Source organism: Streptosporangium sp. NPDC049078, assembly GCF_040648855.1.
In the GTDB taxonomy this organism is placed as follows: domain Bacteria; phylum Actinomycetota; class Actinomycetes; order Streptosporangiales; family Streptosporangiaceae; genus Streptosporangium.
The window spans coordinates 109,077-131,387 of the sequence record NZ_JBEZEL010000021.1 but is presented as its reverse complement, the minus strand read 5'-3'; the positions used below and the strand labels follow the sequence as shown (position 1 = coordinate 131,387).

General features: G+C 71.4%; 19 protein-coding genes. 12 read left to right on the top strand and 7 right to left on the bottom strand.

Going from position 1 to position 22,311, the window contains the following annotated elements; genetic code table 11:
• Positions 1-208: 208 nt before the first annotated feature.
• From AB0B90_RS31795 to AB0B90_RS31770, 6 genes are all read right to left on the bottom strand, one after another.
• Positions 209-1,447, bottom strand: coding sequence for a GTP-binding protein (locus AB0B90_RS31795; protein WP_350945189.1), 1,239 nt, complete (start codon positions 1,445-1,447; stop codon positions 209-211).
• Positions 1,447-2,379: a sulfate adenylyltransferase subunit CysD gene (gene cysD / locus AB0B90_RS31790; protein WP_350945188.1), complete on the bottom strand. Its 933-nt coding sequence runs from the start codon at positions 2,377-2,379 to the stop codon at positions 1,447-1,449. The genes AB0B90_RS31795 and cysD overlap by 1 nt, the downstream gene beginning before the upstream one ends.
• Positions 2,376-4,439: a M20/M25/M40 family metallo-hydrolase gene (locus tag AB0B90_RS31785; RefSeq protein WP_362926141.1), complete on the bottom strand. Its 2,064-nt coding sequence runs from the start codon at positions 4,437-4,439 to the stop codon at positions 2,376-2,378. Before AB0B90_RS31785 ends, cysD begins: the two co-directional genes overlap by 4 nt.
• Positions 4,440-4,660: 221 nt before the next feature.
• On the bottom strand, positions 4,661-5,431 hold the full coding sequence (locus AB0B90_RS31780; protein WP_350945186.1) for an SDR family oxidoreductase: 771 nt from the start codon (positions 5,429-5,431) through the stop codon (positions 4,661-4,663).
• A 24-nt stretch (positions 5,432-5,455) separates the two neighbouring features.
• Entirely contained in the window at positions 5,456-6,376 is a 921-nt protein-coding gene (locus AB0B90_RS31775) for a sulfotransferase (protein ID WP_362901817.1), read from the bottom strand.
• The gene (locus AB0B90_RS31770; RefSeq protein ID WP_350945184.1) at positions 6,369-7,307 is read right to left on the bottom strand and encodes a family 3 encapsulin nanocompartment shell protein; all 939 of its coding nucleotides are present in this window, start codon (positions 7,305-7,307) and stop codon (positions 6,369-6,371) included. Before AB0B90_RS31770 ends, AB0B90_RS31775 begins: the two co-directional genes overlap by 8 nt.
• Before the next feature lie 303 nt (positions 7,308-7,610).
• On the opposite strand from AB0B90_RS31770, the gene AB0B90_RS31765 reads away from it, so the two are divergent.
• The 7 genes from AB0B90_RS31765 to AB0B90_RS31735 are packed head-to-tail and all read left to right on the top strand — an operon-like array spanning position 7,611 to position 14,407.
• Positions 7,611-7,793, top strand: a complete 183-nt coding sequence (locus tag AB0B90_RS31765) for a lysine biosynthesis protein LysW (RefSeq protein WP_350945183.1) — start codon at positions 7,611-7,613, stop codon at positions 7,791-7,793.
• Between the two features lie 16 nt (positions 7,794-7,809).
• Entirely contained in the window at positions 7,810-8,673 is an 864-nt protein-coding gene (locus AB0B90_RS31760) for a RimK family alpha-L-glutamate ligase (protein ID WP_350945182.1), read from the top strand.
• Complete coding sequence (argC, locus tag AB0B90_RS31755) at positions 8,670-9,695, top strand: N-acetyl-gamma-glutamyl-phosphate reductase (protein WP_350945181.1); 1,026 nt, start codon at positions 8,670-8,672, stop codon at positions 9,693-9,695. The genes AB0B90_RS31760 and argC overlap by 4 nt, the downstream gene beginning before the upstream one ends.
• Positions 9,696-9,715: 20 nt before the next feature.
• The gene (locus AB0B90_RS31750; RefSeq protein ID WP_350945180.1) at positions 9,716-10,582 is read left to right on the top strand and encodes a transketolase; all 867 of its coding nucleotides are present in this window, start codon (positions 9,716-9,718) and stop codon (positions 10,580-10,582) included.
• Complete coding sequence (locus AB0B90_RS31745; RefSeq protein WP_350945179.1) at positions 10,579-11,538, top strand: transketolase C-terminal domain-containing protein; 960 nt, start codon at positions 10,579-10,581, stop codon at positions 11,536-11,538. Before AB0B90_RS31750 ends, AB0B90_RS31745 begins: the two co-directional genes overlap by 4 nt.
• The gene (locus AB0B90_RS31740) at positions 11,535-13,253 is read left to right on the top strand and encodes an AMP-binding protein (protein WP_362926140.1); all 1,719 of its coding nucleotides are present in this window, start codon (positions 11,535-11,537) and stop codon (positions 13,251-13,253) included. The genes AB0B90_RS31745 and AB0B90_RS31740 overlap by 4 nt, the downstream gene beginning before the upstream one ends.
• Before the next feature lie 8 nt (positions 13,254-13,261).
• Positions 13,262-14,407, top strand: coding sequence for an acyl-CoA dehydrogenase family protein (locus AB0B90_RS31735; RefSeq protein ID WP_350945177.1), 1,146 nt, complete (start codon positions 13,262-13,264; stop codon positions 14,405-14,407).
• A 330-nt stretch (positions 14,408-14,737) separates the two neighbouring features.
• On the opposite strand, the gene AB0B90_RS31730 is transcribed toward AB0B90_RS31735, so the two are convergent.
• On the bottom strand, positions 14,738-15,316 hold the full coding sequence (locus AB0B90_RS31730) for a CGNR zinc finger domain-containing protein (RefSeq protein WP_350945176.1): 579 nt from the start codon (positions 15,314-15,316) through the stop codon (positions 14,738-14,740).
• Positions 15,317-15,657: 341 nt separating this feature from the next.
• Between AB0B90_RS31730 and AB0B90_RS31725 the strand changes: the two genes are divergently transcribed.
• The 5 genes from AB0B90_RS31725 (at position 15,658) to AB0B90_RS31705 (ending at position 22,306) form a co-directional block, all read left to right on the top strand.
• A complete protein-coding gene (locus AB0B90_RS31725; protein WP_362926139.1) occupies positions 15,658-16,680 on the top strand; it encodes a ketoacyl-ACP synthase III family protein in 1,023 nt (340 codons plus the stop codon).
• Between the two features lie 25 nt (positions 16,681-16,705).
• Entirely contained in the window at positions 16,706-17,875 is a 1,170-nt protein-coding gene (locus tag AB0B90_RS31720; RefSeq protein ID WP_350945174.1) for a 3-deoxy-7-phosphoheptulonate synthase, read from the top strand.
• Positions 17,876-17,911: 36 nt separating this feature from the next.
• On the top strand, positions 17,912-20,320 hold the full coding sequence (locus AB0B90_RS31715; protein WP_362926138.1) for an amino acid adenylation domain-containing protein: 2,409 nt from the start codon (positions 17,912-17,914) through the stop codon (positions 20,318-20,320).
• Between the two features lie 347 nt (positions 20,321-20,667).
• Positions 20,668-21,000, top strand: a complete 333-nt coding sequence (locus AB0B90_RS31710; protein ID WP_350945172.1) for a hypothetical protein — start codon at positions 20,668-20,670, stop codon at positions 20,998-21,000.
• 7 nt (positions 21,001-21,007) lie between these two features.
• Positions 21,008-22,306: a 3-hydroxybenzoate 6-monooxygenase gene (locus tag AB0B90_RS31705; protein WP_362926137.1), complete on the top strand. Its 1,299-nt coding sequence runs from the start codon at positions 21,008-21,010 to the stop codon at positions 22,304-22,306.
• Positions 22,307-22,311: the final 5 nt, after the last annotated feature.

Below are 22,311 nucleotides of genomic sequence, written 5' to 3'. Positions count from 1 at the left end.
ACCGGCCGGCCCTGCCCCCGGTCGACCGAATCGGCTGTTCCCGTCCCTGGCCGACCGACCGGCCGGCCCCGTCCCCGAAGGTTCCCACCGGGTGACTCATCCTGAAGATGCCGGATGAATCACCCCGATGGCGCCGGGTGGCCCCACCCCGGCGGCGTCTCCTCGCTGACCTCCTCGTCTCCTCCACCCGGGGCGAGGACCTCACCGCTCAGGAAGCCTCGATGATCCCCGCCGCGCGGGTGGTCCCGTCCGCCGGGTCGATCAGCAGGCAGGAGCCCGTCGTACGGGAGTGCGCGTAGGGATCGACCGCGAGGGGCTCGGTGGTGCGCAGCACGACACTCGCGATCTCGTTCACGGCGAGGCTGTCCGCGCCCGGGGCGCAGGTGAGCTCCCCGAGCGCGGCGGAGGGCACGATGTCCTCGACGACCGCCTGGACCGTCCTGGTGGTGTGCTTGACCAGCACCCGTTCCCCGACGCGCAGGGCGCGCTCGTGCAGGTGGCAGGTGGTCACCCGAAGCTCCCAGGTGAGGGCGGGCGCCGCGTCCTCCGGCACGATGAGGGAACCCCTTGAGACGTCGATGTCGTCACGCAGGCGCACGGCGACCGACTGCGGCGCCCACGCCGTGTCGACCGGCTCGCCGAGCACGTCGATCGCCTCCACCGTGGACGTCTGCCCGCCGGGGAGCACCGTGACCCGCTCGCCGACCCGCAGGACGCCGTTGGAGATCTGGCCGGCGTAGGCACGGCGGCCGTTCGCCCGGATCACGTACTGGACGGGAAGCCGGGCGGGCGTCCCCGAGGGGTCGGTGCCCACCCGCACGGTCTCCAGGAGCTCCATGATCGTGGGCCCGGTGTGCCAGTCCATGTTCGGCGAGGGGGTGACGATGTTGTCGCCGGTGAGCGCGGAGATCGGGATCGCGGTCACCTCGCCGATCCCGAGGCCGGAGGCGTACCGGGTGAACTCCTCGGCGATCGCCGCGAACACCTCCTCGTCCCAGCCGACGAGATCCATCTTGTTCACGGCCAGCACGACGTGGGGCACCCGCAGGAGCCCGGCGACGGCGGCGTGCCGCCTGGTCTGCGAGGCGACGCCGTTGCGGGCGTCGACGACGATGAGCACCAGCTCCGCGGTCGAGGCGCCGGTGACCATGTTGCGGGTGTACTGCACGTGTCCCGGCGTGTCGGCGAGGATGAAGCGCCTGCGCGCGGTGGCGAAGTAGCGGTACGCGACGTCGATGGTGATTCCCTGCTCGCGCTCGGCGCGCAGGCCGTCCGTGAGCAGGGCGAGGTCGGCGGTCTCCCGCCCCTGCTTGCGCGAGGCGCTCTCCACCGCCTCCAACTGGTCGGCGAGGATCGACTTGGAGTCGTACAGCAGCCGGCCCACGAGGGTGGACTTCCCGTCGTCCACGGATCCGGCGGTGGCGAAGCGAAGCAGTGTGGTGGTCATCAGAAGTACCCCTCCCGTTTGCGGTCCTCCATGGCGGCCTCGCTCAGCTTGTCGTCGGCGCGGGTGGCCCCTCGCTCGGTCAGCCGTGAGGAGCGGATCTCCTCGATGACCTCCTCCAGGGTGGCGGCGCCGGAGTCGACGGCGCCCGTGCACGACATGTCGCCGACCGTGCGGTACCGCACGAGACGCCGCTCCAGGCGTTCGTCCCTCCTCGGGCCGCCCCACGCGCCGGGGGCGAGCCACATGCCCCGGCGTGAGAAGACCTCGCGCTCGTGCGCGAAGTAGATCGGCGGCAGCTCGATGCCCTCGGAGAGGATGTACTGCCACACGTCCAGCTCGGTCCAGTTCGACAGCGGGAAGACGCGGACGTGCTCGCCGGGCGAGTGGCGGCCGTTGTAGAGGTTCCACAGCTCGGGCCGCTGCCGTCGCGGGTCCCAGCCGCCGAAGTCGTCGCGCAGCGAGAACACCCGCTCCTTGGCGCGGGCCTTCTCCTCGTCCCGCCGCCCGCCGCCGAAGACCGCGTCGAAGCGGTTCTTCTCGATGGCTTCGAGCAGCGGCACCGTCTGCAGCGGGTTGCGTGAGCCGTCGGGCCGTTCGGCCAGCTCACCCCGGTCGATGTAGTCCTGGACCGAGGCGACCTTCAGCCGCAGCCCGTACTCGGCGACGACGCGGTCCCGGTAGGCGATGACCTCGGGGAAGTTGTGGCCGGTGTCGACGTGCAGCAGCGGGAACGGCACCGGCGCGGGGGCGAACGCCTTGCGCGCCAGGTGGAGCATGACGATGGAGTCCTTGCCCCCGGAGAAGAGGATGACCGGCCGGTCGAACTCCCCGGCCGTCTCCCTGAAGATGTGGGCGGCCTCCGACTCCAGCGCGGCCAGGTGGGACAGCTGGTAGGTGTGGCCGACGGTCTCGTCGACGGCGATCGTTGTCATCGTGATGTCCTCTCTCCTGCGGCGGCCGCGACGGTCACGAGGGCGGCGGCTTCGACGTCCTCGAAGGTGCCGGTTCCGTTCGCGGTCTCGGCGGCTTCGACGGGCCGGGCGCCGTTGACGCCCGCAGCGCTTCCCGGGCTTCCGGGGCTTCCCACGGTTCCGGTGCCCGCGGTTCCTTCGGCGGCGGACGGCGTGGCCCGCGGGCGGCCCTCCGCCACCCAGTTCGCGACCGCCCTGGCCAGCACGGTCCTGGAGCGCCGGAACTCCTCGGCGTCGAGGTGCTCGTCCGGTGTGTGGTCGAGCGCGGCGTCCCCCGCGCCGTAGGCGACCATGGGCACTCCCCGCCAGGTGGTGGCGAGGGTGTTCATGTCACTGCTCCCCTTCTTCGCGAGGAACCTCGGGGCCACGCCCTCCTCCCTGAAGGCGCGCGAGAACGCCTTCACGAGCGGGCTGGTACGGGAGGTGATCACTCCTGGTGTGGCGCGGAGCACCTGTACGGCGACCGGCCCCGCGACCCGGTGGACGAGGTCGACGAGGTGTTCCAGGTCCAGGGTCGGCGGGACCCGCACGTCGATGACGGCCTCGCCCACCTGGACGTCCCCGCCGTTCCTGGCGTGGATGCCGAGCACGGCCACCAGTGCCTGCGGGTCGGCCGCGCCGATCTCGTCGCGGAGCCGGCTCAGCACGTCCACCAGCCGGTCGGCGGCGGTGGTGACCCCCTGCCCGGCGGTGTGCCCGACGCTGTGGCCGACCCGCAGCCGCACCTTGCACAGGCCGTAGTAGCCGATGGTGAGGGCCTTCTCGCCGCTGGGCTCGCCCACGATCACCGCGTCCGCCGGGTAGTGGTCCCTGGCGTGGAAGGCCCCCGCCGAGGTGACCTCCTCCTCGACCGCGCCGATGACGCGCACCTGCGCCCAGCTCGGCACGTCCATCTCCGCGAGGGTCTCCAGGTAGGCGACGAGGCTCGCCTTGGCGTCGACGCAGCCCCTGCCGCTGATCGTGAGCCCGTCCCAGCGCACCGGCCACCGGTGCGGCACGGTGTCGAGGTGTCCGAGCATGAGCAGCCGCCGGTCGCCCGAGCCGCGGGTGGCCACGAGGTTGCCGGCCGCGTCGATCTCCGCGTGGACGCCACGCTCGGCGCACCACTCCACCAGGTATTCGGCGAGTTCCCGCTCGTCGGCCGACACCGAGGAGATCTCCACGGTTCGCGACAGCAGCGACAGGTCGGGCGCGGGTGGCCGGACGCGCCAGAAGCGCGTCCCCGACGCGGGGGACAGGGTGTGCGGCCCGGTTATCGCGACGTCGGCGCTCCCGTCGAGGGCGATCTCCGCCGCGCGTACCTTCTGCCGCATCCTGCCGCGCGCGAACCGTTCCCCCTCGCCGCGTACCACGTCGACGAGGCGGCTCGCCCGGTCCTCGGGATCGGTGAGCAGGCCGGGTGTGCCGGTGACGAGGCGCAGGTGGTCGGCGTCGAGGGCGTTGGCCAGCTCGGCGGCGAGGACGTCGGCGTCGACGTTGAGCGCGGAACCGCCCGCGCCGTCGGCGACGGGCGGCGAGAGGCACACCACGTCGAACGCGTCGAGCAGCGCCTGGACGCGGTCCGCGGCCACGTCGGTCACGGTGCCGGCCCGGTGGTCGCGGACCACCGTCGTCCTGCCGTCCACCACGGCCCGCAGCGGCCGGTTGGCCAGGGCGCTCACCAGTGCCCCGTCCCGCGCGACCGAGGTGAAGACGGTGAGTCCGCGCGCGGTGAGCGCGTCGCGCACGCGCGGCAGCGTCACCCGCTCGTACGCGTCCACGATGTGCGGCATCTCCTCGGGAGGGCAGTAGCGCACCGCGCTGTCGCCTCGCAGGCTCAGCGTCCTGACGGGACGGCCGATGTCGGCGTAGTGCCGCGCGATGCCGGCCGCGCCGCCCGCGACGAGGAGCACGCGGGCGCCACGGCGGCGCAGCAGGGCCACCTCGTCGAAGAGCGCGTCGTGGCCGAGACTCGCGCTCCCTATCTTGACTACGTAGAGTGCCGCCTTGCGCGTGCTGGCGACGTGTCCGAGTACGGACATCTTTCGCTCCTCCTCAGCTTTCCGGCCCTTCAGCCGATGTCTTCGACCGGTGCTTCCGTCCGATGCCTTCGGCCGACTCTTCGGTCGGCGCCTCCGGCCGACGTCTTCCGTCGACGTGTCCTGTCGGCGTCTTCCATCGGCGTGTCCTGTCGGCGTGCTCCGTCGGCGTCTTCCGTCGACGTGTTCCGTCGGTGTGCTCCGTCGGCGTTCGGCCGGCGCCTTCAGCCGATGCCGCGGGTGTTGCCTCCGTCGGCCACGAAAACCGTGCCCGTGACGTACGAGGCCTGGTCGCTGGCGAGCATGGCGGCCAGCGCGCCGAAATCCGCCACGTTCCCGATCCTGCCGAGGGGGATCCGCTCGGCGACGCGGGCGATCTCCGTCTCCACGTCCGCGCCGAACTGCTCGTCGAGGATGGGGGTGCGGTGGAAACCCGGGGCGAGGATGTTGACTGTGACCCCGTTCGCGCCGAGCGCGTGCACCAGGCCCTTCATGTAGCCGAGCAGGCCCAGCCGGGCCACCGACGACAACCCGCTCTCGGGGTGGGGCTGGCGCACGGACTCGGAGGCGATCATCAGCATGCGCCCCCAGCCGCCCTCCTTGACGAAGGGCAGCGCCGCGAGGGTGATGCTCACGTGCGGCAGGAGGTTCCCGTCGATCGCCGCGCGGTAGTCGGCGACCTGGAAGCTGTCGACGGGTCCGAACGGGACCCCGCCGGTGTTGGTCACCACGACGTCGAGGCCGCCGAACGTGTCCGCGGTCCGCCGCACCCATTCGGCGGCGGCCCGCTCGTCGCACAGGTCCACCGGGGTGCTGAGCACCTCGCCCGTTCCCATCGCGTTGACCTCGACGTGGGCGAGGGCGAGCCTCGCGGGGTCACGACCGCAGATCGAGACGTTCGCTCCCTCCGCAGCGAGGGCCTTGGCGACGGCCAGCCCGAGCCCGCTGCTCGAAGCCGCCACCAGTGCCACGCGCCCTTTAAGCCGAAGGTCCATGAGATGGCTCCCTAATTCTCGTGCCTACCTGGTCGGCAGGATCGGGTACCCGTAGCGGGTGAGCAGCGGCAAGGCGGGCGCGGTCGCGGCGGCGATCTCCCGCGCGGACAGCCTGGTGCGCCAGCGCTCGTCGGAACGGATCACCGTGTCGCCCTTGGACAGCCGGTCGGGGTTGCCGGTCACCGTGTGGTTCTCCCCGAGCGAGACCAGGCCGGTCTCGTCGACCGGCGGCTCTCCCGCCAGCCCGGCGAAGCTCATGACCCGCGCCAGGACCTCTCGCGGCCGGGCGCAGAGGTCCTCGTGCACGACCCTCAGGTAGCGGTCGGGGGCGGCCGCTCCGACGAGTTCGGAGGCGGTGTTGAACGCGCTCCAGTACCCGCTGCTGCGGGCGGGGCTCATCGGGTCGATGTAGTCCTTGGCGTTCTTGTAGGAGAAGGCCGTCGCGCGGGGGTCGCGCACCATGTGCAGCACCCGGACGTCCAGGTCCGCGCGTCCCAGCAGCGCGGCGGCCTCGGCGGGATACTTCGAGCCGTCCACGATCAGGCGCTCGCCGCCTCGCTCCGCCAGCGTCCGGTAGATGGAGGCGGTGCGTCCGAGCGCCTCCTCGACCCCGGGCGCCGTCCTCGCCTTCCCTCTCGCCTCGGCGAGGCGGTCGCGGGTGTGGCGGGTGCGCAGCAGGGAGCGCTGCAGGATCGTCATCCGGCGCGCGGCGCCGATCCCCGCCACATCGCCGTCCCCGAGGACCGGGGACCAGACGTCGCACGCGGTGAGGTCCCTGCCGCAGCCGCAGGTGGAGTTCGTCCCGGCGTTCAGCACGCCGTTCTGCCACAGGTAGTGCAGCTCGCCGGCGTGCAGGACGCCGGGAAGCTCGCCGAGGACGTTGCCGAGCAGGGTGCTGCCGCTGCGCATCCACCCGGTGATGTACAGGATCCGCGGGTCACCCACGGCGACCACCCCACGAGAGCGTGATCAGGTGCTGCGGCAGGTGCACGGCGAGGCCGACGCGGCTGCTCGCCTCGACGAGGTCGGCGCCGTCGCTCCCGGCGCCGCGGCGCAGCGTGATGGAGGAGACGCCAGGCAGCAACAGGGTGAACGCGGCGCGGAAGTCTCCCATGAGCAGGGTGTCCTTCGGGATCATGCGTGTCCTCGACACGGTGATCCCGGCGACGGCGAGGCGGGCGAGCATGCCCGTCCGCACCATCTCCCAGTAGACGGCGGGGTGGGCGACGATGCCGTCGCACGAGCCTCCGGTCTCCTCGACCTCGGCGGCGGTCTGGGTGACCGCCTCCTCAAGGGCGAGGTCGGTCTCACGGTGGCGGGTGCCCGGCAGCCGGAGCAGCCCGGTGATCGCGCCGTCGCCGGTGCCGTGCAGCAGCGCCTCGTTCTCCGCCACCGACAGCCGGACGAGCACGCGGTAGTCGACGTACGGGGCGAGCAGGGCGGGCTTGTCGAGGATTCCCTCGGGGAGCGGAACGGAGACGGTGAGGTCGGTGAGCCGCGCCTCCTCCAGCCTCGGCGCGAAGGCCGCCTCGGGGGTGGCGGCGTAGGAGACGCCCGACTCGCTCACCGCTCCCCGAGGGGGCTCGTAGACGTAGGGCGCCGGGTCGCCGGCCACGGGCGCGGTCTTCAGCAGGTGGCGTACCGGATAGCGGGGACGGGAGGCGAAGAGCGGGAACGACGCGGGCAGGTGCGTGCCGAAGGACACCACCAGGTCCTCGCGCTCGTCGGTGTCGGCACGGTCGCGGGACACGCCCACGGCCGCCGCGAACTCCTCGCCGGGGGTGCGCGCCACGGTTCCGAGGTCGAATTCAAGATCGGATGGAGCCGGGTGGGCACCGTTGCCGTTGACGGCAGGACTCTCTGCGATTCCTCGCATTACCCCTCCTTCTGGAGCTGTTCCGGAGACGCCCTGCGTCGGTGCTCCGGACGTTCGCCTGGTGTGCCGGCGATGAGGAAAAAGCCGGAAATAATCATCACTAGCGAGCTTAATCATTCGACATGGACATTTTCGGCCCCTAGCCAAGAAGCGATGCTTATGAGGTAATAGCCCGATAGTTATGAGATCGTCCTATAAGCGAGCACATTCATTCCGAACAAAAGCGCTTATTAGATGTTTTATGCGGAATCGGGTTACGGTTTATGCGAGAAATAACTCACATCAACCGACAGGGATGAGCCCATGCAGAAAGTTCTGAACGGTCCGGAGTGCCCCGAGTGCTCGGCCGAGGTGCCGATCGACGGGGACGCCCGGGTGAGCGAGATCGTCGAGTGCCTGGACTGCCGGAGCGAGCTGGAGATCGCCTCCGTCCAGCCGCCGACGCTCATGCTCGCACCGGACGTCGAAGAAGACTGGGGCGAGTGACGCAGGGAGCTGTGCCGTGGATTCCGTAGCACCCCACCTCGCCGTCCTCGCCTCGCGAGTGCGGTTCGAGGAGAAGAACATCATGGCCGCGCTCGAACGGCGCGGCGCCAGGTTCGAACATCTGGATCCCAGGTCGCTGTTCGTCGCGAACGGCTCCCCCTGGAGCGGACCGAACCTCGTCCTCAACCGCGAGGTCGGGCACTTCCGCGCCCTGTACGCGGCGAGTGCCCTGGAGTCGGCGGGGGTGACGGTGCTCAACAGCGCCGCCGCCACGCATCTCAGCGGCGACAAGTGGCACACGTCGGCGGCCCTGCTGAAAAGCGGGCTGCCGACGCCCAGGACCGCGCTGGCGATGACGTCGGAGGCGGCGCTGGAGGCCCTGGACACGATCGGCTACCCGGCCGTGATCAAGCCACTCGTCGGCTCCTGGGGCCGGCTGGTGACCAGGGTCACCGACCGCGCCGTGGCGACGGCCGTGCTCGAACACGTCGCCGCACTGCCCTCGCCGCAGTCGCACGTGATCTACCTGCAGGAACAGGTGCCCAAGGCCGACCGCGACATCCGCGTCCTCGTCGTGGGCGGCGAGGCGCTCGGCGCGACCTACCGCAAGGGAGAGGAGTGGCGTACCAACGTGGCGAGGGGCGCGGTGAGCGAGTACTGCCCGCTCGGCCCCGACCACGTCAAGCTCGCGGTCGCCGCCGCGGAGGCGGTCGGCGCCGACATCGCGGGCGTCGACCTCATCGAGGACATGGACGGGCACCTCACCGTGCTCGAAGTCAACGACCGGGTGGAGTTCCGGGGCTTCCAGCAGGCCCACGGCTCCAGGGTCGACGTGGCGGACGCCATCGCGGCCCATCTCATCGCGAGGGGGGAGACATGACACGCGTCGCGGTCGTCGGGGCCGCCGGCTACATCGGCGGCGAGCTCCTGCGCATCCTGACCACCCATCCGAAGGTCGAGCTGGCCGCCGCCACCTCGCGGCGCCTGCAAGGCCGCCAGATCGACGGCGTCCACCCGAACCTGAGGGGAAGGACCCGGCTCACCTTCTGCCCCGAGGACCGGCTCGACCACTACGACGTGCTGTTCCTCGCCACCCCGCATCGGGAGACGATGCGCCGGATGCCGGAGTTCCTCGACATGGCCGACACGGTCATCGACCTGTCCGGCGACTTCCGGCTGCGGTCCACCGACACCTACGAGAGCTACTACGGGCTCCCGCACGAGGCCACCGACCTGCTCGGCACCTTCGTGCCCGGCATACCGGAGTTCCACCGGGACCGCCTGCGGACGGCCGACCGGATCAGCGTGCCCGGCTGCATGGCGAACGCCGGGATCCTCGCGCTCACCCCGCTGGCCGAGGCCGGGCTGATCAGGGACGAGATAACGGTCGACGCCAGGACCGGTTCCAGCGGTGCCGGAGCGACCGCGGGCTCGGAGAACCTGCACGCCGAACGCAGTGGCGCGCTCAGGGTCTTCGCCCCGACGCGACACCGGCACGAGGCGGAGATCTCCCAGGCGACCGGGCTCCCGGTCCGGATGACCGCGACCGGAGTGGAGGCCGTACGAGGAGTGCAGCTGGTCTGCAGGGCACGCCTCGCCGACGGCGTCACCGAGCGCGACATCCGCTCCGCCTACCGGGGACGCTACGGCGACGAGCCGTTCGTCCGGGTGGTCGCCCAGCGGCGCGGCCTGCACCGGTTCCCCGACGCGAAGATCCTGTCCGGTTCCAACTTCTGCGACGTCGGCTTCGCCCTGGACCCGGGGGCGTCCGACGTGACGGTGATCGCGGCCCTGGACAACCTGGTCAAGGGCGGTTCCGGGAACGCGGTGCAGTGCATGAACATCCGGCTCGGCCTGCCCGAGCCCCTCGGGCTCGACTTCACCGGCCTGCATCCGAACTGACCGAGGCGAAAGGAGTAGACATGAGCGGCGTCTCCACCCTGCCGGGTGCGATCCGAGCCGGGCAGAAGGCCGATCCGGCCGCGATGACCGGCCGGATCAGGGAACACATCGTGAACATGTGCGCGAGTCCCGAGGGCGGGCACCTGGGGGGTTCCATGTCCCTCGTCGAGGTCCTCGCCACCCTGTACTTCCGGATCATGCGAATCGACCCCCGGGATCCGGGCTCGCCCGACCGCGACATGCTGCTGCTGAGCAAGGGGCACGCGGGCATCGCCCTGTACGCGACCCTCTGCGAGGCCGGCTTCTTCCCCTCGGAGCGGCTCACCGACTACGCGCGGCCGGGCAGCGCCTTCATGGCCCACCCCCACGCCGAGGTCCCCGGCGTGGAGATGCCGTCCGGCTCCCTCGGTCACGGCCTCGCGCTGGGGGTCGGGGTGGCGCTCGCGGCCAGGCTCGACGGCTCCGACCGCCGGTGCTTCGTGGTCATGGGCGACGGCGAGCTCCAGGAGGGATCGGTCTGGGAGGCGGCGAGCGTGGCCGCGAGCCACGGGCTGGAGAACCTCACCGCCGTGGTCGACCGCAACCGCCTCCAGATCACCGGCGCGACGGATTTCGTCAACAACCTGGAACCCCTCGCCGACCGGTGGCGGGCCTTCGGCTGGCACGTCAGGGAGGCGGACGGCCACGACGTCGCCGCGCTGACCGAGGCGCTCACCGCGCCGCCCGAGCCGGGACGTCCCACCCTGATCATCGCCCACACCGTCAAAGGCAAGGGCCTGCCCTTCATCGAGGGCCAGGCACGCAGCCACTACGCCAAGCTGGGCGACCGCCAGCACCGCCGCGCGCTCTCCGCCCTGCGTGCCACCCCGGAAGGAGAACGGCGATGACCGCCACCACCCTCAAGACGCGCTCGTCCCGCGAGGTCTACCGCGACGTGCTCGTGGAACTCATGCCGGACGACGAGCGGCTGGTCTGCCTGGACAGCGACACCGGCCTGTTCGGCGGGGTCGACTTCGGCGAGGCGTCCGACAGGTACCTCAACCTGGGCATCGCCGAGCACACCCTCATGGGCGCCGCCGCCGGGCTCGCCAAGGAGGGACGCGTGCCCGTCGTGAACACGATGGCGGCGTTCGCCTCCACCCGGGCGCTGGAGGCCGTCAAGGTCGACATCGCGCTCAACAACCTGCCCGTCCGCATCGCCGCGACCCACTCCGGAGTGTCGGGCGGCCATCTCGGCCCCACCCACCACTCGCTGGAGGACCTGGCCGTGATGCGGAACCTGCCGAACATGACCGTCGTCGTCCCCGCGGACGAGGCCACCACGGACGAGCTGTTCCGCCAGGCCCTCGCCCTGCCGGGACCCGTCTACTTCCGGCTCGGCCGCAACGCCACCCCCGACCTCCCGGAAGGGCCGCCCGTGCGAATCGGGCAGGCCCAGATCCTGCGGGAGGGCGGCGACGTCACGCTCGCCGCCTGCGGCCCGTACCCGGTGCTCGCCGCCCTCGACGCCGCGGACCTGCTGGAGCGGGACGGCATCGCGGCGTCGGTGATCCACGTGCACACGGTCAAGCCGCTGGACACGGCGACGCTCGCCGCCGCGGCGAGCACGACCGGCGTCGTGGTCACGGTCGAGGAGCACTGGCGCGCCGGCGGCTTCGGCGCCGCCGTCGCCGAGAACCTCTCGGAGATCCTGCCGGTCAGGGTGTGCCGGGTGGCGATGCCCGACGCGTTCGTCCCGGTCGCCGGGAGCCAGAAGTACCTCCTGGAGCGGGGCGGCATCACGCCCCAGGCCGTGGCCGCGCGGGCCAGGACCGCCCTGGGCAGAACGAGGAGGAGCCGATGAAGGGCTTCCAGGACTTCCAGGACTTCCGGCGCTCCGGCCAGTGGCGCGACGAGACCGTCCTCGACGACCTACGGCGTTCCGTCGCGAACCACCCCGACAAGCCGGCGCTGGTCTGCTACCGGGACGGCGCCGCGGAGACGGTGACCTACGCCGAGCTCGCCCGGCGCGTCGACCGCCTCGCGGCGAGCCTGGTGCGGCTGGGCGTGGGACGCGGTGACGTGGTGACCCTGCAGCTGCCCAACTCCTGGCAGCTCGTCGCGTCGATCCTCGCCTGCGCGCGGATCGGCGCCGTGGCGGGCCCGGTCGTCCCCATCATGCGCAGGCGCGAGGTCGAGTTCATGACCCGGCTCACCGAGAGCCCGGTGTACATCGCGGCGACGGAGTTCCGCGGCTTCTCGTACGCGGACATGAGCGCCGAGGTCGCCCGCGCCGTCCCGAGCCTGCGCCACCGGGTGCTGCTCGGCGGCGGTGACGGTGTCCACGGCGGCGGCGGTGACGGCATCGGTGACGGCATCGGTGACGGTGGCGCTGACAACGGCGGCGGCGAGGGCGACGGCGGTAGGGGTGGGGCGCTGGACTTCGACCGCGACCTCCTCGGCCCCGAGCCCACCGCCGAGGAGATCGCGGCCCTCGACGCCCTCGAAGCCGGCCCGGACGACCCCGCCCAGGTCGTGTTCACCTCGGGCACGACCGGTGAGCCGAAAGGCGTCGTGCACAGCCACAACACCCTGTACTCGATGAACAGGGCACAGGCCGACGTGCTTCACCTCACCGGCGACGAGGTGACGGCGATGGGGTCCCCCACGACCCACCAGGCCGGCTACACCTGGAACTTCCTCATGCCGCTCATCCTCGGCGCGACGGCCGTGCAGGTGGACGCGTGGGACCCGGCCGTGATGCTGCGGATCCTGGAGGAGCGGAGGGTCACGTTCTTCATGGGCGCGCCCACGTTCCTCTCCGACCTCATCGAGGCGCAGCGCACCGGTCCGAGGGACCTGTCGGCGCTGCTCACGTTCGCCACCGGCAGCGCGCCGATCGCGCCGCTCCTGGTGGAGGACGCGCGGGAGGTCCTCGGCTGCCGGGTGTACGCCCTGTGGGGCATGAGCGAGAACGGCTGCGTGACGATCACCCGTCCCGAGGACCCGCCGATGCGCGCGGCCGAGAGCGACGGCACCCCCGTACCGGGGATGGAGGTCCGGATCGTCGGCCGAGGGGGCGAGCCGGTGGCCGCGGGACAGCCCGGCCTGCTCCAGGTCCGCGGCGCCGCCCAGTGCCTCGGCTACTTCCGCCGCCCCGAGGTGTACGCCGAGTCGCTCACCGAGGACGGCTGGTTCGACACCGGGGACCTGGCCCGCGAGGACGGCTACGGAGGCATCCGGATCACCGGCCGGGTCAAGGACGTCATCATGCGCGGCGCGGAGAACATCCCCGTCGTGGAGGTGGAGGCGGCCCTGCTGCGGCACCCCTCCGTCAAGGACGTCGCGGTCGTCGGCTACCCGGATCGGCGGCTGGGCGAGCGCGCCTGCGCGATCCTCGTCACGGCGGACTCCCCGGCGGCCTCCCCGCTCACCCTCGACGACATGCGCGGCCACCTCTCCGGCCTCGGCATGGCCAAGCAGTACTGGCCCGAGCGGCTGGAGATCGTGCCGTCGCTGCCGAGAACCCCCTCCGGGAAGATCCAGAAATTCGCCTTGCGCGACCGGCTCCGGGCTTAGGACACCACATGGACTTCGAATTCACCAGTGATCAGCAGGCGCTCGCCAAGCGGGTGCGGGAGTTCGCGGCCGACAGGATCGCCCCGTACCGCCGGGAGAGCGACGTGCGGCGCGAATACCGTCCGGGGCTCCTCGCCGAGTTGGGCGAGGAGGGTCTGTTCGCGCTCCGGATGCCCGAGGAGTACGGGGGGCTCGGGCTCGACGCGACGAGCGCGGGCATCGCCCTTGAGGAACTGGCGGCGGCGGACCTGTCCGTCTGCTATCCCGTGCTCAACGCCGCCCTCATCGGCGGTGTCCTCGCGGCGAACTGCGCTCCGGAGCAGCTGGCGGGCTGGCTTCCGCCGATCTCCCGTGGCGAGTCGATCGTCGCGCTCTGCCTCACCGAGCCCGGCCACGGCACCGACGCCGCGGGCATCGAGATGCGCGCGGAGCCCGACGGCGACGGATGGGTGCTGAACGGCGAGAAGACCTCCATCATGATCGCCGCCTACGCCACGCACGGCCTCGTCTTCGCGCGTACGGGGGAGGCCGGAGCGCACGGCATCACCGCCTTCTACATCCGGCTCGACCAGGCCGGGGTGAGCCGCGAGACCCTCCCCGACCTCGGCTGCCGGTCCGGCGGGCGCGGCAGGTTCGTCTTCGACGGCGTCCGCGTCGGCCCCGAGGACGTGGTCGGGCAGCCGGGACTCGGCTTCGCGGCGGTCATGCGCGGGTTCGGCGTCTCGCGGGCGTACATCTCGCTGATGGCGCTCGGGGTCGCCAAGGCCGCGCTCGACGAGGCCATCGCCCACGCGGGCGCCAGGGAGGCGTTCGGCCGGCCCATCGGCACCTTCCAGGCGGTCGCCTTCCCCCTGGTCGAGCACGCGACCATGCTGCACGCGGCGCGGCTGGTGTCCTTCGAGGCGCTGTGGCGCGCCGACAACGGCATGGACCCGCGGATCCCCTCCAACATGGCCAAGTGGTGGGCGCCGAAGGCGGCGATGGAGGCCGTCCACCAGTCCCTGCTGACCATGGGCCACCTCGGCTGGGCCGAGGACGGGCCGATCGCGCAGCGGCTCAGGGACGTCATCGGCCTCCAGCTCGCGGACGGCACCGCGGCGGCCACCAAGCTCGTCGTCGCGAGGAAGCTCCTCGGCCGGGAGAACGCGCCGTGACTCCCGGACGACACGACCGGTGGGGGCGGCCGGACCGCCCCCACCGGCATGATCGCGGGCGTCGCGGCGGGCCGGTGTCGTCCCACGGCTCCCGAGACGTGTTCCCGCTCCCGGCCCACGCCCGAGGTGACGCCGCCTGACCCGGACATGCCTGACCCGCGCGCGAGGTGACACCGTCGGAGTCGGACGCGAGGTGACATCGGCGGACTCGGACATGCCTGACCTGCGCGCGAGGTGACACCGCCTGACCTGGGCGTATCGCCGTTCCCGGCCCACGCGCGAGGTGACGCGCCGGGCGTACCCGGCAGGGGACCACGTGGTCCGCGCGGCTCAGCCGCTCTCGCTGTGGACCCGCTTCGTCTCGCGGTAGGTGCGCATCTTGGACCGCGTCCCGCACACCGCCATCGAGCACCAGCGGCTGCCCTTGTTTCGCGACCGGTCGTAGAAGATCCACTCGCATCGGTGCTCGCCGCACGCCTTGAGACGCTGCCAGGAGCCGTCGGCGACGGCGCCGGCGACGGCCGCGAGCACCCTGGCCAGGGCTCCGCGCACATCGGTGAGCGCGGGCCGCAGGCCGAGCTCCCCCGTCTCCCCTTCGAACCCCACGACGAGCGGGCAGTCACGCGCGATGTGCTCGATCGTGCGGCGAGCCTGGAGGTCGGGGGGGCCGCCGTTGTTCTCCCGCAGGAGCGCGCGCAACGCCTCCCGCAGGGTCACGGCGTCGCGGCGGTCGAGCTCGCCCGGCTCCACCCTCGGGTCACCGAGGCCGTTGCGCTCCAGCCAGATGGTGAGACCCTCCACGGTGGCCAGATAGTCAGGCCCGAACTCCACGTTCACGCTGTTGACGAACGCCTGCACCAGTGCGAGCGGGCCCGGTGCCACGGCCCTGTCTCCCGGTTGTCGCTTCATCCTGGCAATTTTACTATTGAACTACCTTTGCCGGTAGTGCGCTACCGATGATTTAACGGCGATCCGACAGGACTCACGACGCAGGATCCCCTCCTTTCCTCAACATGCGACGTTCGCATCCCGAAAAGGAGCTCTTATCACACCCCCGTTGCCCTACTCCTGTTACCGCCTTAGCGTAATTGCTGGTAACCGAGAAACGGCCAACCGCGAGTTCCGGAGCGCGAAGGGAAACGACGTGACAACCGAGGTCCACCCCGCCCGCATCGGCGGCGGGCAGATCACCGGCGACACGCGTCCCCCTGGAACGTCCCGAGGCCTCGGCACGGAAAGGACTCTCAGCGATGCGGTTCGATGACATCTGGATCTCCGGCACGGGCGGCACGCTCGGCGACCGGGTGCCCATAACCCGGGCCGTCGAGGACGGCTCGTACTCGGCCGAGGTCGCCGAGAGCACCGGAATGATCTCCGTCGCCCAGTCCTCGCAGGCTCCCCCCGAGATGGCCGTGACCGCCGGCAGGCAGGCGCTCAAGGAGGCCGCCGCCCACGGGACGGAGATCGGCCCCGACACCCTCTACCTGCACAGTCACAGCCACTTCCAGGGCATCGACATGTGGCCCGCGGCCTGCTGGATCGGCGGGGAGCTGCTGGGCACCCGGATGGCCGGGATGCCGATGACCGTCTCCGCGGCGTCGAACGGCTCCCTCGCCTGCCTGGAGATCGCGGCGAGCATGCTGGCGGGACGCCCCGAGCTCCCCTCCGCCCTCATCACGGTCGCGGACCGCTTCGCCCCTCCCACCGACCGCTGGTACCTCTCCCCCGGCATGGTCTTCGGTGACGGCGCCGCCTCGGCGGTGGTCACCCGGGGCCGCGGCCGGCTGAGGCTGCTGTCCTGCGCCTCGCAGACCGACACCGCCCTCGAAGGACTCTCGCGCGGCGACGAGCCGTTCCGTACGGCTCCCGAACCGCACCCCGACATGAGGCGCAGGACCCGGGAGTTCCTGACGCGCGGCGAGCTGTCGCTGCGCGACGTCCGCGCGAGGTCGGCGGCCGGGACCGCCGGCGTCGTCTCCACGGCACTGGCCGACGCCGGCCTGTCCATGGACGAGATCGACTGGCTCGTCACACCGTTCGTCGGGCGGACCCTGTTCAGGGAGAGCTTCGTACGACCCCTGAAGAGCATTCCCGGCAACACCCTGGCCGAACTCGGGCTCACGATCGGGCACCTCGGTCCCGCCGACCAGCTCTACGGCCTGCACCACCTGTTGAACGAGGACCTGCTGGAGCCGGGAGCACGGGTGCTCCTCATCGGCACCGGAATGGGATTCACCTTCTCCGCGGCGGTTCTCGCGGCGGACAACGCCTGACCACTCCACCGGAAGGAACCCCGCAATGACCATCACCCACACCCCCGACGTGCTGCCCTCCCTCATCGACTCCCTCGACTCCCGCGTCACCCCGGTCGACCGGCTCTTCTCACCCTCGGCGCTGCGGGAGGAGATCCCGGTCTCCTCCACCGCCAGGGAGACCGTCCTCGGCGGCCGGTACGGGGTCACCCAGGTGCTGAACGGCGAGGACGACCGGCTCGTCGTGGTCGCCGGCCCGTGCTCCATCCACGACCCCTGCGCCGCCCTGACCTACGCCGAGCGGCTCTCCGAGCTCGCGCGGCAGGTGTCCGGCTCGCTCGTGGTCGTCATGCGGGTCTACATGGAGAAACCGCGGACCCGCCTCGGCTGGAAGGGTCTCATCAGCGACCCCCACCTCGACGGTTCGCACGACCTCAACAGCGGGCTGCGCCTGGCGCGAGGGCTGATGCTGGACATCCTGGAGACCGGCCTGCCGATCGGCTGCGAGTTCCTCGACCCGCTCACCCCCCGCTACTTCGCCGACGCCGTGTCCTGGGGCTCGATCGGTGCCCGCACCGTCCAGAGCCAGGTGCACCGGCAGCTCACCAGCGGGCTCAGCATGCCCGTCGGCATCAAGAACGCGACGAGCGGCCACGTGGAGGACGCGGTCGACGCCATCGTCGCCGCCTCGAAGGGACACGTGTTCCCGGGCATCGACGACGACGGCGTCGTCTCGATCGTCTCCACCAGCGGAAACCCCGACTGCCACGTCGTCCTGCGCGGCGGCAGCACGGCCCCCAACTACAGCCCCTCCGACGTGGCCGGCGCCCTCGCACTGCTGAAGAAGGCGGGCCTGCCCCAGCGCCTCTTCATCGACGCCAGCCACGGCAACAGCGGCAAGGACCACATGCGGCAGCCCCTCGTCGCCGCGGACATCGCGCACCGTATCGCCGGCGGGGAGACCGGCATCGCCGGGATCATGCTGGAGAGCTTCCTCGCCGCGGGCCGGCAGGACCTGATCCTGGGCCGGACGGACGCCCTCGCGTACGGGCAGAGCGTGACCGACGCCTGTGTGGACTGGGACCAGACCACCCGCATGATCCACGGACTCGCCGAGGCCGTCGAGGCCGGGCGTGCCCTGCGGCGGGCCGGTGCCGAGGGCATCTCCTCGCAGGTCGAGCTCGCCCTCCCCACCCCGCTGCCGGCTCTCGCCTGAGACCTCCGACCCGCTATTTCGAGAGGAACGATTCTCATGGAAACGACCAACTCGTCGCTTCCCCTAGCCCGTCCCGCCGGTGACGGCCCGCCCGGGGTTCCGCACCGGCACTCCATCCCGGTCCCGGAGAAGGCCCTGCCACACCGGGAGACGTTCGCGGTCGCGGCCCTGGCGGGCCTGCTCCACCGCTACACCGCCGAGACCGACCTGCTGATCGGGCGGGCGGGGCGGGGTCCCGCCGAGACCGTCCGGGTGCGGGTGTCCGGCGACACGACCGCCGCGGAGCTGCTGGCCGCGATCGCGGCCGGCACCGCGGAGCCCGCCACCGGCGAGCCCTGCCACGCCGTCGTCTCCACCGGCGACGCCCTCGCGAACGGCGCCCCCGCGGGTGACGTCTCCGCGAACGGCCTCTCCGCCGGTGCCGTCTCCGCGAACGGTGAGCAGCCGGGTCCGCGCGCCGCGCTGACCGTGTTCACCCGGGACGCCGACGGCCTCGACCTCGTGATGTCGCGGGCGGAGTTCGACGCGGACGCCGCCGCCCAGTACGCGCTGCACCTGGGACGGGTCCTCGACGCCCTCGCCGCCGACCCTGCCGTCACGCTGCGGGACATCCCCCTGCTCACCGAGGAGGAGTCCCGGCGCATCCTCGTCGACTGGAACCAGACCGACGAGCCCGTACCCGCCCTCTTCTTCCACGAGGTCGTCGCGGACATCGCGCGCCGGACGCCCGACACGGTCGCGGTGGCCTGGCCCGGTGGCCGGCTCACTTTCCGCGAGCTCGACGACCAGGCCAACCAGCTCGCCCACCGGCTCGCCGCACAGGGGGTCCGCCCCCGCGACCGGGTCGGGGTCTGCTTCCCACGCGGCGCCGAGAGCCTGATCGCGCAGCTCGCCTGCTTCAAGACGGCGGCGGCGGCGATCCTGCTGGACCCCGAGTTCCCCGACGACCGCGTCCGCTTCATGATCGAGGACGCCTCGGCCGTGGTGGTGCTCACCATGAGGGCCCACGAGTTCAAGGTGTCGGGCATCTGCCCGGTGCTCTCGCTCGACGGCACCGACTGGCGCGACGAGCCCACCACCCCCGTCAGCGAGCCGGTGAAGGCATCAGACCTCATCCACATCTGCTACACCTCCGGCTCCACGGGCGTGCCCAAGGCCGTGATGGTGCCGCACGGCGCGGCCCGCAACCTCATCTACAGCATGCGCGTGATCTGCGGTATCACCGAGGAGTCCCGAGGCACGTGGCTGGCCGCCCCCGGCTACGGCATGGTGGAGGTCGAGTGCTTCTCGGTCCTGGCCGCGGGCGCCACGGTCCACATCCCCGAGCCGTCGGTCGTGACCTCGCCCGAGTGGCTGCGCGACTGGCTCGTCTCCGAGCGGATCACCCACACCCTGCTCATGAAGGCGATGGCCGAACGGCTGTGGACGCTTCACTGGCCCGCCGAGACCGAGCTGGTCAACATCAGGATCTGCGGCGAGCGCGTGCAGTCGTGGCCCTCCGCCGACCTTCCCTTCCACGTGTTCAACCTGTACGGCTCCGCGGAGGCGACGGTGGTGGCCACGTGCGACATCACCCAGCTCGGCGTGGACCTCGGTGAGGAGGGACGCGCCCACCGCCTGCCCCCGATCGGGCGGCCGACGCCCAACGTCAAGGCGTACGTGCTCGGCGAGAACCTCGAGGTCCTCCCGCCGGGAGTCGTCGGTGAGATCTTCGTGGCCGGAGAGAGCCTGTCGGAGGGATATCTGGGCCGGCCGGAGGCCACCGCGGAGAAGTGGCTCGCCAACCCGATGGCCCCGGTCCGCCACCCGGTGCTGTACCGGACGGGCGACGTGGCGCGCTACTGGACCGACGGAAGCATCGAGATCGTCGGCCGTACCGACAACCAGATCAAGGTCCGCGGCAACCGGGTGCACCTCGGCGAGATCGAGGCCGTCCTGGCCGCACAGCCGGGTGTCGGCCAGGCGGCGGTGCTGGCCAGGAAGGACGGTCAGGGAGACGTCCAGCTGGTCGCCTACATCGAGCCGCGCCCCGGGCCCGTCCCCGAGGTGCGGGACCTTCGAGCGGCGCTGCGCCAGACGCTTCCCTCGTTCATGGTGCCGGCGGCGTACGTGGTCGGCGGCCTCCCGACGACGACGAACGGCAAGATCGACCGGACCGCGCTCCCCGAGCCGCCCCGGTCCCGCCCGGACGTCGGCAGCCCCTACCAGGAGCCGCGCAACGACATCGAGCGGACCCTGCAGCAGATCTGGGCGAAGACGCTGGAGCTCGAAGGCATCGGCATCCTCGACAACTTCTTCGAGCTGGGCGGTGACTCCCTGCGCGCGGCCCGCCTGACCGACCGGATCCGCGAGGCCTTCGACGTCGACGCCGACATCGACGACCTGTTCGACGAGGCGAGCATCGAGCGGATGGCCTGCACCATCGCGGCGGCGCAGAAGGGCTGACCCCTGATTTTCATGGAACGGCGCCGACGAAGCCGCCGACTTCCGTGAAACTGCACCGCTGAAAAAGGACCGGCCCCGGCATTTGCCGGGGCCGGTCCTCGTGTCCAGGCCCCCGGAGCCCGCACATTCGTTCCGCCAACCTTTTTCTGCGACCCCGCTTATCGTTCACATCCTGAAAAGAATGCCTTATCGCAGAGCCGTTGTCCCGCCCTTAACGGCGACCTACCGTAATAGACAACAGTCACAAGAATGGCCGTAAAACCGGAGTCGAAACCCGTTTCCTATGCGGGAAAAACGTCGTCGGCGACAACGGCATAAAGGCATTTGATTCCGGAGGTGTCAAGCGCATGCAGGCCGTCGTCGTCTGGTGGGACCTACGGGAGTCGGACCAGACCGTCGAATCGCTCCGCGCGTTCCTGCGCGACGAGGCGGTGGACCGCTTCGCCGGGATTCCCGGGCTGCGCCTGAAGTTCTGGATCTCCGACCGGAGCAGCGACCGCTGGGGCGCCGTGCTGCTCTGGGAGTCGGCGGAGGCCGCGGCGGTCCCGCTGCCGGCCAGGGCCGCCGAACTGATCGGATTCCCGCCCGTCCAGCGCTCCGTCTTCGATGTGGAGGCCACCACCGAGGGCATCTTCGACGTCGCCGAACTGGCGGGCCGTGGCCTGGCCCTGGAGGGATGACGAGGACATGGCGAGGATTCTCATTGCCGGTGGTGGCATCGGCGGTCTCGCGGCGGCGTTGAGCGTCGCCGATCGGGGACACCGGGTGATCGTGCTGGAACGCCGGCCCACGTTCGCCGAACTGGGCGCCGGCATCCAGCTGGCACCGAACGCCTTCCACGCGCTCCGCCACCTCGGTGTCGGCGAGGCCGTGCGCGAGCGGGCGGTCTTCATCGACGAGTTGCGCTTCATGGACGGCACCACGGGCGAGCGGGTGGCCAGCATGCCGCTGACCGACGGCTACCGGCGCCGGTTCGGCGACCCGTACGCGGTGGTCCACCGGGGTGACCTGTACCAGTCGCTGCTCGACGCCTGCCGCGCGTCCGGCGACATCGAACTGCTCGGCAGCCGATGGGTCACCCGCTACGAACAGGACCCGACCGGTGTCACCGCCGTCACGGACACCGGAGAGCGCTTCACCGGCGCCGCCCTCATCGGGGCCGACGGCATCCGCTCGGCCGTCCGCCGTCAGCTCGTCGGGGACGGCAGGCCCCGGATCTCCGGGCACACCATCTACCGTTCGGTCATCCCCATGGAGAAGGTCCCCGCGGAGTTGCGCTGGAACACCGTCACCCTCTGGGCGGGTCCGAAGTGGCACTTCGTCCACTACCCGATCGGCGGCGGAAGGTTCCTGAACCTCGCCGCCACCCGGGACGACGGCGCCCGCGAGGAGCTGGCGGGCGAGCCCGCGGACAGGTCCCACGTGCTGGGCGAGTTCCCCGGCCTGAGCGAGACGGCCCGCGCCCTGCTGGAGCTGGGCGAGGAGTGGCGGACCTGGGTCCTGTGCGACCGCGACCCGGTCGACCGCTGGACGGACGGGCGGGTCGCCCTGCTCGGCGACGCCGCGCACCCGATGCTGCAGTACGCCGCCCAGGGCGCGTGCATGGCGCTTGAGGACGCGGTGGTGATCGGCAGGCTGCTCGACTGCGACGAGGACGCCTTCACCCAGCGCCTGGAGAAGTACAACGCCGAGCGCCGCGAACGCACGGCCAGAACCCAGCTGGTGGCCCGCGCGATGGGGGAACGCCTCTATCACCCGGCGGGCGCCGAGGCACGGGCGCGGAACGCGATGCTGTCCTCCCTCACGGTGGACGACCTGCACGACAAGGTGGCCTGGCTGCACGGCGCCCGCCACTTCGGATCCGGCCTGGACTTCGGCTCGGGCTCCGATCTCGGCTCCGGCTCCAGGGACCTCGGTGTGTCCGGGGAACACCTGGTGGCCGACGACCTCCTCGAACTCAGCCTCAGTGAAGGAGTGGCCCGGTGAGCAGG